This window comes from Candidatus Rickettsia mendelii (genome assembly GCF_057543435.1).
On record NZ_BTGX01000019.1, the window covers coordinates 1 to 14095 of the forward strand.

Sequence of the window (14095 nt, forward strand, 5' to 3'; positions counted from 1 at the left end):
AAATAGTTGCGACATCATAACAAGCGGTAGAACTAATCTTAGCCATATCTAGATTCTTTATCTGTAACTTAGCAATCTAAAATAACGTTTATATTTGTATGATAAATGATATAAATGGTGACCTTAAGATCTTTAATTATGGTGATAAATAAAAATATACTACTATAGTTGGTAACTTGCAAAACTTTTAGTTTCTTTTTTTCTGAGGTTTTCTATATGTTAGTACTAATTTTGTTGCTTTCATTCTTTACATATACTTTGCAAAAAGTATCAAGTATATCTAATCTACTTTAGATGTATATTTCTTCATTGTTGAGTGCATATTTTAAAATCAAAATACTATGTAACTAACACTCTCTTTGAAATCTCTTATTGCTTCTCTTCTCTCCTCACTCACTTATCCTAAATTCATATTAGAAAGCTACACAGGTATTAATAAATTACTGACACTTAATGATCTTGGTTCCACAATTCTTAGAAACTTCTTTAAATATAATAAATATAGTAGGACACAATTATTATTCAGGATTGTCATTTATAATGACATAATTATTAAGATTGCCAAGATCGCTTAATCGCTTGTGAGCTTCATCCAAATGATTATTTGAGTTTAAAAGAACTATTACTACAAATAATACTTACAACACAGATCCAATAGAATCAAAACTTTTTTACTATTTCAAGAAAAAAGAAGATTAATTTTGCTTGATCTGCCTTTTGCAGTGAAAAATAAATTTCAAAAATTACTTGAAGCAATTTAAAAAAATTAAGTTACTATTTTTTAATAATGCTATCTTAATTTGGTACCTATAAAAGATTTATCTTTAGTCAGTGATTTTTACCACAATTACAAAAATATTGAATTCCAGGAAATATCAATTATTGAATATAAGCTTTTATATAGTGATAAAAATCTAATTCAGTTTAGATTAATGTTAATAAGTTTTGCAAATATTAAAACAGAGATAGAAAAACTAACAAAATATTATAGCACTACATCTTAATTTTAAATTTACTTATATTTATCTTTTAGTGTCCTTTTGAAAGTATATTTCTTATTATCTGTAACTCTGCTAATCAAAGGTTGTAGTGGTACTAAAGTATCTATGGATTACACTCTACTTTTTATCATTTCATCTCAATTATAGCAAGAACATAAAATAAGCCATACCAATTTAGTATTACAATGTGATTTAACAAAAAAATAGTAAATATATATGTATGTACAAAACTTAGGTTTGATAATTTATGACTATAAACAAAATAAGATTTTTTACAAAAGTGCTATAATAAAAATTAAGCAAAATTTAATCAAGCTGCTGAAATAAAATTGCGTATATAAAAGAACTGATTATAAAACTAAATTTAAAATATAATTTTTTCTAAACTAATAATTATTTTTTATAAAAAAGTAAGCTCATAGAAATAATATCTCAGAATTAACTAAGCTTGATAAAATAACTAGTACAATACCACTCATGATGCCAGAATATGAACCTAAAATTATCAATCATTATGGAATAAGTAATGAGCACTCAAAAAAAGAAAAGAAAGAAAAAATGCTTTTATCGAGGTATTTATTTACAAAATAAAAAGGAACGCCATAATGTATACAGCAGTCAGTTGAATTGTGATAAAAGCTGCTAGAGTATTAGATTACAGGAACTATGTTGAGAATATTCACACAAATTTGTACCACAATATGTCTTACCTAAAAGAAATACATGTTAAGGAATGATCAAAAATTATGTGTAGTCAATTTATTAATAAGCAAGGACAAACTGATCATGCGACGGATGAACATTTGCAATTTTGAAATCTTACTATACAAGACAATAAAACAATTAATCCTTTTTGTTTTATTTTTAACTTTAGTAAATGTTAAACTATGATCAAACTTTTATATCCTAAATTTTGGCAAAAGCGAAATATTATAGCTTATTTGCTTTTTCCTATAAGTCTAATATATCAATTTTTAGGTTATTTGCGGAACATTTTAGCTCATCCTATTACTTTTCCTGCAAAAGTTATTTGTGTTGGTAATTGTAGCATAGGCGGTACTGGTAAAACTCAAATAGTGATGTATTTAGCAAAATTATTAACAGCACATAATATAAATTTTGTCATGGTTACTAAGGCTTATGGCAGCAAGCTTAAAAACGCAGCAATTGTAGATGCAAAACATACTGCACTAGATGTAGGAGATGAATCAATAATACTTGCAAAGTATGGAACAGTTATTTCTACTAAAAATATTAGAGAGATTTCACTGCTAATTAATGAGCTTAAACCAAGTATAATAATACTCGATGATTTTCTACAAAATCCTCACTTGCATAAAGACTTTACTATAGTTTCTGTTGATGCTCAAAGATTTTTCGGTAATGGTTTTCTAATTCCTGCTGGTCCTTTAAGACATTATCCGAGTAAAGCTCTTAATTCAGCCGATTTGATTTTCTTAGTCAGTAGCGGTTATGATAATATACCCGATATTTTAATACCTTATAAAAATAAATTAATACATGCTCAAATAATAGCTTCAAACAATGTAGATAAAGCTAAAAATTATTTTGCTTTTAGCGGAATCGGTAACCCAGAGCGTTTTTTGCTTACTCTAAAAAGTTATGGACTGAATATAGCCGGTTACAAAATTTTTCCTGATCATTATAATTATTTACAAGCAGATTTAGAAAATTTATATTCATTAGCTAAAGAACATAACGCTATCTTAATTACTACAAGAAAAGATTATGTTAAATTTAATAATTTAAATAGTGATATTGTCTGTTTGGATGTAGAGTTATTTATAAATAATCTTGATTTATTAAATGAAAAAATTTTTAAAAAAGCTCAGATATTTAATTGAATATTTTATTGTTATTATTTTTCTAAAGGTAATAGGAATATTTGGTATAGATAGAGCAGCAGATGTTTGTAGTTTTATAGCTAGAAAAATCGGTATATTATTTACAGTTAATAAAATTGCTAGACGAAATATTAAAGCAGTTTTTGGTGACATGTTTGATACTGAAAAAACTATAAATCAAGCTTGGGATAATTTCGGTAGATGCATCGGTGAATTTGCATATGTCAACAAGATGGATGAAAATGAATTAGAATTTAGAATTGAAATAGTAGGTATAGAAAATATCCAAAAGTTTGAAGGGCGGCCTTTCATATTATTTAGTGGACATTTTGCCAATTGGGATATTGTACCTAAGATTGTACATAAATTTTACCCTAAGTTTGCTATAATTTATCGTAAAGCTAATAACCCATATATTAATAGGTTAATCAATAAGATGCGTGCTAGTTCTAAATTAAGGCTTATTCCAAAAGGATCAGATGGTAGCAGAGCTTTAATTCAAGCAATTAAAGAACGCGAATCTATAGCTATGCTTGTTGATCAAAAGATGAATGAGGGAATTGAAGTGCCGTTTTTAGGACATCCCGCTATGACAGCCAATGCGATTGCTAAAATTGCTTTGCAATATAAATATCCTCTTGTACCTTTTCAAATTATTAGGACTAAAGGTAGCTATTTTAAAATGATATTGTATCCACGCTTAACATTTGAACAAACAGGTGATAATAAAATCGATTGTTACAACATTATGCTCAATATTAATCAAATGCTAGGTAAATGGGTTAAGCAAAATCCTTCTCAATGGTTTTGGTTTCATAATAGATGGAAAAAGTAGAATTTTTTTAAACTTTCTTTTTAGAGCTTGTGTTTAAAATTTAAAATACCATGAATTTTTTCAAGAGTATTTCTAATGGATTTAGTATTTTGAGGTATTTTTTAGTGATAAGATTTTTGTAGGAATAGCAGTTCCTATTTAAAAAATCTTTATAATTTACAGCAAAAAAGAGTTTAAATTTAATCCTTTTAGAAATGTTTACAGAACCTAAGTTGCTTTTTTATTATGTTATTTATGATGCTGGTATATAAATTTGAGTTAATTTTTATTAACTATTCTTAAAAAGATGTTTTATTAGCACTAAAAGTAAAACACTTTAAAGAATTGCATAAAAACCTTAAAAATTCTGCTAAAGTTATTATTGCTGATTTTAATAAAAAATATTGTGAAGTAGCAGATAAATTATCTGTCTAAATTAATGATTTAGAGAAATATACTAAAAAATTATTTTTTAGAAAACAATATTAAAATTTAATAGAAACTATGCAAGATTACCAAAAAATAGTGATGATAAATTAGAAGAATATAGATAAATTATTGTAAAGAAGTGTGATGATTTAAGTAAGCAAGTTGAACAATAATAAATACAAGTATTAATTGGAGAATATCAATGAAAATAGTAACATTTCTACTTTATTATTAACAACTAATGTTTTTGCTGATTTGTCTTTATCAGATGAAACACAAGCAAATAAAGTATAAACTAAAGAAGTAGCTGCTAATATGGAAATAATTGCTGAAAATTTATATGAATGACATAGCATAAAAAATTTAGTACAAACAGAAGTCAATAAAATTTAATCAGGCCTTAAGCAATACTTAATCAAACAACACAAAGCATTGCAGAAATAAAAGCAAATATGAAAGATCAGAAAGATAAAATGTTATAGATTATATCAAAGCAAAGATAGAAGTTTATAAGGAAGCAAAAAGCAAGAAAAATACGCCAGAATATACTGGATGAGTTAGAAGAGTTACATAAGAATATTAACAATAAAAAGCAAATTCGTAATTTTAGGGAGAAATTTTTAACGTTATTGTTGTGTAGACGTGGACCGATAAAGTATACTAAAATTATGTTATACTGTGGCAAAGTTTACAGTATCTAAAAAAGTAACATGCTGTGATATATTTTAGAGATATTATTATAAGCTTGCGGGATAACGGTAGTATATTATGGTTTATACCACAACACTGAATTCCTCTTATAGTGACATTTAAAAATCGGTATTAATTTATGACTATTACCAAAGAAAAAATTGCAGCTATGTTAAATTCTAAACTAGGCTTTTCACATAATCTATGTGAAGAGATAGTTAATACAGTTTTTTCTAATGTTTTAGAAATAGCAAAAAAACAAAAGTTAACTTTAAAAAATTTTGGTCGTTTTGAAGTTAAGCAGAAAAATCCTCGTCCTGGAACAAATTTTCATACTAAATCGCAAGTAATGATAGAGTCAAAAAAGAACTTACGTTTTGTTCCTTCTTCTAAATTAAAAGCTTTAATTAATGAATATAATGAGCAATAAATTAACAAAAAAATATTATTCTGCTAGTGAAGTAACTGCACGTTTAAATATTGCTTTGCATCAATTAAGATATTTAGAAATAAAAATTTCTAATTTATCTAATTTAAAAATAAAAAATAGAAGATATTATACTATTAATGATATCGAACTGCTTAGAAAATATCTCAACACAAATAAAGAATTATCCCCTACTGTTTTTTCTATTAATAACAAAATCGATATATTACTTACTAAATTTAATAACTTATCTTTTCAAATAAAAAAAATCCTTGCTGATTCCTCTATGCCATGCGTATAGTATATCCGCATTTTTTATTTAAAAGGAGGAGCTTGTGACAATAAGACAAAATGTAAAACCTGTGATTGTTGTGTATCTGGACTCAATTAACTGATGCCGAAAGAAAATTATTTCAAGATCATCATCCTTTAGGTGTAATTTTGTTTGCACGTAATATTAAAAAAAATGATAAAGAGGAACAAGAAAAAGAAGAGCTTATAAAGCTTATCGATGATATAAAAGAAGTATTAGCTGGAGAGTTCTATAAAATTTGTATAGATCAAGAAGGTGGTAGAGTAAAAAGGCTTAAGCCACCTATTTTCTATGATGCTCCAGCAGCTAAAATTTTTGGTGATTTAACAGAGAAAGAAGGAATAGAAATAGCTAAAGAATAATGCAAACAAAATTGTATTAATATAGCTAAAGAGCTTAAATCACTTGGAATCAATTTAGATTTTGCACCGGTAGCAGATTTAATGCATCTGGGAGCACATAAAATAGTTGGGGACAGGAGTTTTAACTCAAAGCCTGTGAGATAATAGTACATTTATGTCTTGCTGCTTTAGAAGGTTTGCAGCAAGAAGGAGTGACAGGCTGTATAAAACATATACCGGGGCATGGTAGAGCTAAGGTAGATAGCCATAAAAAATTACCAAGAATTAATATTTCTCTAGAAATTTTAGAAGAAACAGATTTTATGGTATTTAAAGAGCTCGTAGTTTCTAGTGAAGTTACGCTTGCTATGACTGCGCATATAGTTTATGGAGCCCTTGATCCTAATAGTCCTGCTACTTTATCATGAGCAGTTATTAACTATATTAGAAATGGAATTGGTTTTAAAGGGCTTATTATTTCGGATGCGATAGATATGAACGCCTTAAAGCGAGGAATAAAAGATATTACTAAAGGAGTTTTGGATGCAGGAGTAGATATAGTGCTTGAATGTACAGGGAAGCTTGATAATATATTTGAAGTACTTAGTAGTGCTCATAGGGTATCTATAGATAAATTTTCTAGCTTATTTATTGTTTAACATAAACTCTTAAATGAGCAAAGCAATTTTATTTAGCAATAAAATTGCTATTAGGCAACTATTAATTAACTTAAGTTAAAATTCATCAAATAATTATATTGAAAAAACTTATTTTTAATATTAATCTATTTTTTAATTTTTAGTTAAAGAATTAATTTTATAGATTGCTTGAATAGTATATGAATAGCCTTGCAGATTAAGTTCTAAAAGCTATATGTAATATTTACTAAAAATAGAGATATATTAGAATTTTAAGTAGCAGGAGGGGATTTGATTTGTGATATTATTAATCTGCTTAAAGAAGATTTACATAAAGCTAATATAGAAAATAAGATATACATGCGTCTTAAGGAGCCTTACTCTATCTTAAAAAAAATGAAAAGGAAAGGGGTGGTAATTAGTGCATTGAAGGACTTAATTGCATGTAGGATTATAGTCAAATCTAAGGAACAATGTTATGATACTTTGAGTGTTATAAAGAATTCTCCTCACTTAATTTTATTGCATACCAAAGATTATATCCATAAGCCAAAAAGTAATGGTTATCAGTCTGTTCATAATATAATGCAGCTTTTATATTCTAAACGTAATCTTGAAATACAAATAAGAAGCGAGGAAATGCATAAAGACGCTGAACTTTGTAGAGCTGCTCATTTAAATTATAAACAAGAGCAAGAGCGACATTTGCAACAAGTCTTGGATGTAAACAATGACATAATGCTTCATAAAGCACATCAAATGGTGAAACAATTTGAAGGATTAGAAGAGCAGATTGTGGAATATGAAAAGGAGATAATGCGTACTTGGCATACTAGATATAACAAAATGTTAAAATGGGAAAATAGTGCTAAAGTGTTAATATTTAATGAAGAATAGTTTATAAAACATCTATCTCTTTATTGTGAACAACTAAACTAAAAGCGCTGTAGTAGTCAATAAAATGACCATTTTCGTAGCATTTTTTTTTTGATTGTTCTATCAAACTTATAGTTTCTTTGCGATTATACTTCTTAAATTAACGATGCAAGTTTCTAATTTTTTAAAGATATTAGGCTAAACAAATAATTATTAATTGTGATAAAAATATTACATCTACTAAAACTTTATAAAAAAAATATAGCGCTGCTTGTAATTATATATAATGCATAGTATACTCAGGCGGTAGTTTAGAGACTATTGAAACACAATCATGTTTTAATGCTAGGTACTAAATATTTTAACTTAAATAATAGGAAAAAAATATGGTTCAAAAACTAAATTTTCTAAAAAAAATTATGTCTGCAGGATTGGTGACTGCTTCTACTATAGCAATAGCTGGTTCTTCTACTTCAGCTATCGCTCAGAGCAATAGAACAACAGCTGGTGCTGTTACAACTGTTGATGGTGCAGGCTTTGATCAAGGTGGTAATAATAATAATGTGGCTGTAGCAACAAATGCCGTTATTACTGCTAATGCTAATAATGCTATTAATTTTAATACTCCAGCTGAGAGCTTTAATGGTTTATTTTTAGGTAATGCAAATAACCTGGCAGTGACTATTAGCCAAGATACTACTTTAGGGTTCATCACTAATGCTGCTAATAATGGTAATCACTTCAACTTTACTCTTGGTGCTAATAAAACTCTTATCATAACTGGTCAAGGTATTGATGCTGCTGCTGCCGCCGCGACAATAAATGCTAAAAACGTTGTAACCCCTTTTAATGGTGGTGCTGCTATTAACAACAATGATCTTAGTGGTGTAGGAGCAATAGATTGTGGCGCTGCTTCTGTGTTAACATTTAATTTAGCCAATCCTACAAATCAAGATGCTCCTCTTGTACTTGGAGCAAATGCTACCATAGCTAATGGTGTTAATGGTACATTAAATGTTACTAATGGATTTATTCAAGTTTCTGATAAAACATTTGCTACTGTCAATAAAATTAATATTGCTGATGGTCAAGGTCTCATTTTCAATACAAATCCTACTGCTGGTAATGCTTTAAATTTACAAGCAAATATGGCTAGCATTAATTTTAATGGAACAAATGGTACAGGTAAATTGGTATTATTAAGTAAAGTAGGGGGTGCTACTGACTTTAACATTACAGGGCACTTAGGCGGTGCAGGTAAAGGTATAGTAGAATTTAATACTACCGCAGTAGCAGGGCAGCTTATAGCTAATGCCGGTGTTGCAAATGCAGTAGTAGGTACTAATAATGTAGATGATAGAGCTGCAGGATTTATTGTGACTGCAGCAGCAGGGAAGGCTGCAACAATTAATGGACAAGTTTTTGCTAAAAACATAACTATGAATGGCGGAGCAATAAATTTTGGGCATATAGTTGATGTTGGTGCAGGGGGTGCTACTTCATTTAAAAATGGAGTTTCAACCGTTACAATAGCTCAAAACTCAAATCTTGGAGTTGTTGATTTTGGTAATACTGCTTCACAAATTAATGTTGCTGCAGGTATGACGCTTGCTGGTAATTTTACAGGTGATATAAATAATAACGCTAATACTGCTGGTGTAATAACTTTTGCTGCAGCAGGTGCTTTAGTAAGTGCTAGTGTTGATGCAAATGTTCCTATTACAAATAAAATTACAGCAATTGAAGCTCAAGGTAATGGTGCTGTTATTTTATCAGGTACACATAATACTGAGCTACGTATAGCAAATGCTAATGGATCATTTATGCTAGCTGATGGAACAGTTATCAATGGTGGTGTTAACCAAACTGCTCCTACTGCTAATGCTCTTGCTGCAGGTAATCTTATTTTAGCCGGTAATGCTAAAATCACTGGTAGTATAGGTGCTAACGCTACTCCTGTAGGAAATATTACTTTAGCTAATAATGCTTCAAAAATTTTAGAGTTTGGTGGTGCAAATATTATCGGTGCTAATGGTGCAGTAATTGGTTTCCAAGCAAATGGTGGTACTATTAAAATAGCAGGTACTGAAGATAATATTACAGTGAATTATAATTTGGCTTTAGCTGCTGACCAAAAGGGTTCAGTTGATGCAAGCTCATTAACAAATGCTCAAACTTTAACTATTAGTGGTAGTATTGGTACTATTGCAGCTAATAAATCTTTAGCACAATTAAATATTGGTGGAAGTAAAACAATTTTAAATGCTGGTGATGCTGCTATTAATGAATTAGTAATCGGGGATGGTGGATCAGTGCAGCTTGGTCACTCTAATTATAGAATAACAAAAACTACAAATGCTAGTGGTCAAGGCAAAATTATATTTGCCTCTACTATAAATAATAATGGTATTAATACAACAAATCTTATTGTAGGAACAAATTTAGGTAGTGCTGCAAATCCACTTATGGAAATCAATTTTGCTGCTCCAACAGCTCCTGCGGTAGATGTTAGAATAAATTTTGGTAAAGGAGTTAACTTATACGCTGATAATATTACTACTGCTGGTGGCAATACTGGCTCCTTCAACTTTAATGCTGGTGGGACAAATATAGTAAGAGGTACAGTCGGTACACCTGCTAACCAATTTAAGTCTGTAACATTAGCTAATGCTACTACTGTTCAATTTGCAGGTGATGCAATTTTTAGTGCTGCTACTAAAATTGGTGGTAATTCTGTTTTACAAATTGGTGGTAATTATACTGCAGATTCTATTATTGCTAACGGTGCAAATAATACAGGTACATTACAATTTGTTAACACAAAAGATATTGTTGTAACATTAAATCAACAAAATAAAACTCCTGCTAATGCTTTAACAGCAATAAAAGTTTCTGGTGGTAATGTAGTAATTAATGAACAAAATATTGATGCAGGTAATACTGCCACAAGTATTAATACTGCATTAATTACTTTTGCTGATAAAAGCTTAGGTTCAAGTTTAGCGTTACCTAGTGGAAATAAACTTGATGGTTTAACAGTCAATAGTACTGTTGGTAATAAAGCAGCAAGTGGATTCAATGCCCCTAAGTTAATCGTATCTGGTGCTGATAGCATCATTGCTAACGGTCAAGCACTCGGTGATCAAAATAATATCATAGGTCTTAGACTTGCAAGCGATAACACAATTACTGTTAACTCTACTACATTATATGCGACTCTTGGTACTACAAACAATAATCAAGGTACTATAGTACTGAATGGTGGTAACAATAATACCCATGGTACAATTTATAGCTTAGGTACAGGTATTGGTACACCAAAGTTAAAGCTCGTGACTGTTGATGCAAATTATAAAAACTTAGGTAATACTATTGCAACTAATTTGATAGTTAATGATGGTTTAACATATACTGCAGGTGGTGTAGCTGGAACAGATTTTGATGGTAAAATTACTCTTGGAAATAAAATTGGTAATTCTAATGTAGTTTTTGCTTCTGGAATAAAGTCTAGTTTTGATAGCTCAATTGTTACTGTTGCAGCTAATAATGGTACTGTAACTTACCAAGGTGATGCATTAGTGAGTAATATTGGTAGTGCTGATACTCCTGTAGCTTCTGTACAATTTGCTGGTTCGGCTGGTTCAAATGTGCTTTTACAAGGAGCTGTATATTCACAAGCAACAAATTTCAATAGTTATGGTTTAAGTATCATTAAACCTAACGTAACTTTAGGTGGTGGTACGACTACTATTAATGGTAAGATTGACCTTGGGACAAATGTTTTAACTTTTGCTAGTGGTGTTTCTACATGGGATAGTAATACTTCTATTGATACTCAGTTATTATTAGCAAACGGTAATTTAGGTCAAATCGTTATTGCTAGCGGTGCAAAAGTAAATCTAACAAGTAATACAGCTACAAACATCAATATATTAGATAAGGCTGATGTGCCTATTAGTAATATCCAAAGCTATACTTTAATTAAAGGAGGTGCTAATCTCACTGGTACTTTAACTCCTAACTTTACTATAACAGGAAGTAATCGCTTCATAAATTACAGCTTGATACGTGCAGATAATGGAGATTATATCATAACACGTACTAATAATGTAGCAAATGTACTAGCTAATGATATCAAGGGCAATCAATTTGCTGATCTGCCAAATATAGGTCAAAACATTGCAGCTTTCTTAAATCAAAATAATACCGGTGATGCTAGTGCTGCATTTAAGAATCTTACTTTAGCTAAGAATGATAGTGATTCAGCTAAATTCGTTGTAGCACTTACTACCGATGAAAGCGCTGCTGTTACTAATACAAATTTAGATGTAGCAAGAGGTATCGTAGCTAAACTTGGTAACAGGGTAAATGTTGTTAGATATTTAGGTGCTCCAGCTGGCGCTTCTGAAAATATGCTTGCTGCACCTGAAGGTGGAACAGTTCCAGCTGGTGACGAAGCTATAGATAATGTAAGCTATGGTGCATGGGTTAAACCTTTTTATACAGATGCACATCAAAAAGCTAAAGGTGGTGTAGCTGGTTATAGAGCTAGAACTACCGGTGGTGTGGTTGGTTTAGATACTATGGCTAATAATAACTTAATGGTTGGTGCTGCTATTGGTATCACTAAAACTGATATAAAACATCAAGATTATAATAAAGGTAATAGAACTGATGTTAACGGTTTTGCATTCTCTTTATATGGTGCACAACAACTTGTTAATAACTTCTTTGCTCAAGGTAGTGCAGTGTTTAGCATAAATCATGTGAAAAATAAGAGTCAGCGTTATGTGTTTGATGCTAGTGGCAATATGAATAAGCAAATAGCTTTTGCTAATTATAGTAACATGACATTTAGCGGTAACTTGATGTTTGGTTATGATGCTGATATCACAAAAGGCGTGTTATTAACACCAATGGCAGGGCTTAGCTACTTAAAATCATCTGATGAAAATTACAAAGAAACTGGTACAACGTTCCAAAACAAACATGTTAGCAGCAGGTTTAGTGATAGAACAGATTTAATTGCTGGTGCTAGGGTAATAGGTAATACTATGAGCATAAGTGATGTTGCTTTATATCCAGAAGCTCATGCTTTTGTTGTTCATAAAATAAAGGGTAGATTATCTAAAACGCAATCTCAGTTAGATGGACAAGTGCAACCATTTGTTAATCAACTTGATAGAACTGCTAGAACTTCCTATAACTTAGGTGTAAGTGCAACAATAAGACCTGATCATATAGCTGAATATGGAATCGGTTATGATGCACAAGTTGCAAGTAAATATATTGCACATCAAGGTATGCTTAAGGTTCGTGTAAACTTCTAATTATATTATTAGTTTTAAAAAAAAGCCCTCTTTGGAAAAGGAGGGCTTTTCATTCATAGTGTGATCGTTTAATTTGAAAAGTTAGCAGTGTAGTCTAGTAAGTTTTATGATATATTCCTCATTAGCATTGGGATCTTCAATACTAACTATCGGTGTGAACTGTGAGTTGTGTTACATCACTCTTATGTCATTTCTACGAAGTAGGACTCTCGTAAATTTTTATGAATTGCTACGTTCCTTTTAGTTAATTGCAATGATGAGAGGTTCTATGCAGCTAGAATTATATCTCTTACAGATGTTTTTGAAGATGCAAAATGATGTATATTAAATTCATGGTATTGTACGTTACTAACCTATGTGTACGATATTTTTTTGCCTTTCAGGTTTCTTAATTATTCTTTCCTCATTTATTAATAGTATATGTTTTAAGTTTTTAAATTACAATTTAATATTTAGCCTGATTTTTTATTTAATAAAATTTATGGATAGGCAAAGCAATATGCCTCAATTAGAATAAGTTTTAGTAAAAATAAAATTACTATTGCTGATGATAATTTTACACTAGATGGAAAAAATGATTAAATTATTAGATATTATAAATAGCAGAGCATATAGATTTTTTTATTTTAAACTGCTACGAGATATTTTAAATTATTGAAGATATAATAATATTATTTTAAATAACAGATCACATATAATAGTAATTATTTGCCCAGATAAATCAAATAATACTTCTTACATAAAGGTAATTTAATAGCTGTTCCTAATCCCTAATTCTCATGTACTTGCATTACGCTACAGTTTACAGTAAAGTGTCTCTTTATTAATTACATTATGCAAGATATTTAATGACTTTGTAAACTCACTTTGAAATTTTCTGTTGATAGCTTACTGCTTTTCAATACATTATTAAATATAATGTACTACCATGCTATTACATTGTATAAAACCTTATTGTCATCCTGTGCTTAAATCATGAGATCTTTAAAAGTATACTACCAAGAATTGTTTTTTTAGATCGTGTGACCAAGCCAATGTCATTTAATTAAGATGCTCAATTTAGGTTTTTTATTCAGTTTTATTAGCATTTTGAGCTTCTTGTTGTTGTTTTTTATATTCTTCTGCTTTTTCTTCTATATAATTAAAAAAGAAATAAGTAAAAGTTAAAAAACCGGTCAAAGTAATACCAAATGCTATTAATATTGCTTTAAGTTGCTTTCGTGAATCTTCAGCTTTTAGCCTTTTTTCTTCTTCATATTCGTCAATTTTAAATTCAGATATTGTTATTTGTTTTTCTTGTGTATTTTCCATGTTGTAACTCATAATATCATTAGTTTTTAGTAACATAGAAATCAATTTTATTATCAACTA

Annotated in this window: 8 protein-coding genes and 2 pseudogenes; 8 read left to right on the forward strand and 2 right to left on the reverse strand. The window is 29.6% G+C overall.

Annotation, left to right across the window (positions count from 1 at the left end):
• The first annotated feature begins 1040 nt into the window (after positions 1 to 1040).
• From AC27F4_RS03395 to AC27F4_RS03405, 3 genes and pseudogenes are all read left to right on the forward strand, one after another.
• A pseudogene (locus AC27F4_RS03395) lies at positions 1041 to 1885 on the forward strand (M23 family metallopeptidase).
• Between the two features lie 3 nt (positions 1886 to 1888).
• Entirely contained in the window at positions 1889 to 2866 is a 978-nt protein-coding gene (gene lpxK, locus AC27F4_RS03400; protein WP_487062095.1) for a tetraacyldisaccharide 4'-kinase, read from the forward strand.
• Complete coding sequence (locus tag AC27F4_RS03405) at positions 2829 to 3701, forward strand: LpxL/LpxP family acyltransferase (protein ID WP_487062097.1); 873 nt, start codon at positions 2829 to 2831, stop codon at positions 3699 to 3701. The genes lpxK and AC27F4_RS03405 overlap by 38 nt, the downstream gene beginning before the upstream one ends.
• A 593-nt stretch (positions 3702 to 4294) precedes the next feature.
• Here the strand turns inward: AC27F4_RS03405 and AC27F4_RS03410 are convergent.
• Entirely contained in the window at positions 4295 to 4465 is a 171-nt protein-coding gene (locus AC27F4_RS03410; RefSeq protein WP_487062099.1) for a hypothetical protein, read from the reverse strand.
• Between the two features lie 473 nt (positions 4466 to 4938).
• Between AC27F4_RS03410 and AC27F4_RS03415 the strand changes: the two genes are divergently transcribed.
• From AC27F4_RS03415 to AC27F4_RS03435, 5 genes and pseudogenes are all read left to right on the forward strand, one after another.
• The gene (locus AC27F4_RS03415; RefSeq protein ID WP_487062101.1) at positions 4939 to 5229 is read left to right on the forward strand and encodes an HU family DNA-binding protein; all 291 of its coding nucleotides are present in this window, start codon (positions 4939 to 4941) and stop codon (positions 5227 to 5229) included.
• Positions 5216 to 5527 carry a MerR family transcriptional regulator gene (locus AC27F4_RS03420; protein ID WP_487062107.1) on the forward strand — a complete coding sequence of 104 codons (312 nt, stop codon included), beginning with the start codon at positions 5216 to 5218 and terminating at the stop codon, positions 5525 to 5527. The genes AC27F4_RS03415 and AC27F4_RS03420 overlap by 14 nt, the downstream gene beginning before the upstream one ends.
• A gap of 34 nt (positions 5528 to 5561) precedes the next feature.
• A pseudogene (locus tag AC27F4_RS03425) lies at positions 5562 to 6539 on the forward strand (glycoside hydrolase family 3 N-terminal domain-containing protein).
• Between the two features lie 270 nt (positions 6540 to 6809).
• Positions 6810 to 7415: a bifunctional (p)ppGpp synthetase/guanosine-3',5'-bis(diphosphate) 3'-pyrophosphohydrolase gene (locus tag AC27F4_RS03430; protein WP_487062103.1), complete on the forward strand. Its 606-nt coding sequence runs from the start codon at positions 6810 to 6812 to the stop codon at positions 7413 to 7415.
• A gap of 365 nt (positions 7416 to 7780) precedes the next feature.
• Positions 7781 to 12724, forward strand: a complete 4944-nt coding sequence (locus AC27F4_RS03435; protein ID WP_487062105.1) for an autotransporter outer membrane beta-barrel domain-containing protein — start codon at positions 7781 to 7783, stop codon at positions 12722 to 12724.
• Positions 12725 to 13792: 1068 nt separating this feature from the next.
• Here the strand turns inward: AC27F4_RS03435 and AC27F4_RS03440 are convergent.
• Positions 13793 to 14035 (reverse strand): RP671a family tick cell line-upregulated protein, encoded by a 243-nt coding sequence (locus AC27F4_RS03440; RefSeq protein WP_487061916.1) that lies wholly within the window; start codon positions 14033 to 14035, stop codon positions 13793 to 13795.
• Positions 14036 to 14095 lie beyond the last annotated feature (60 nt).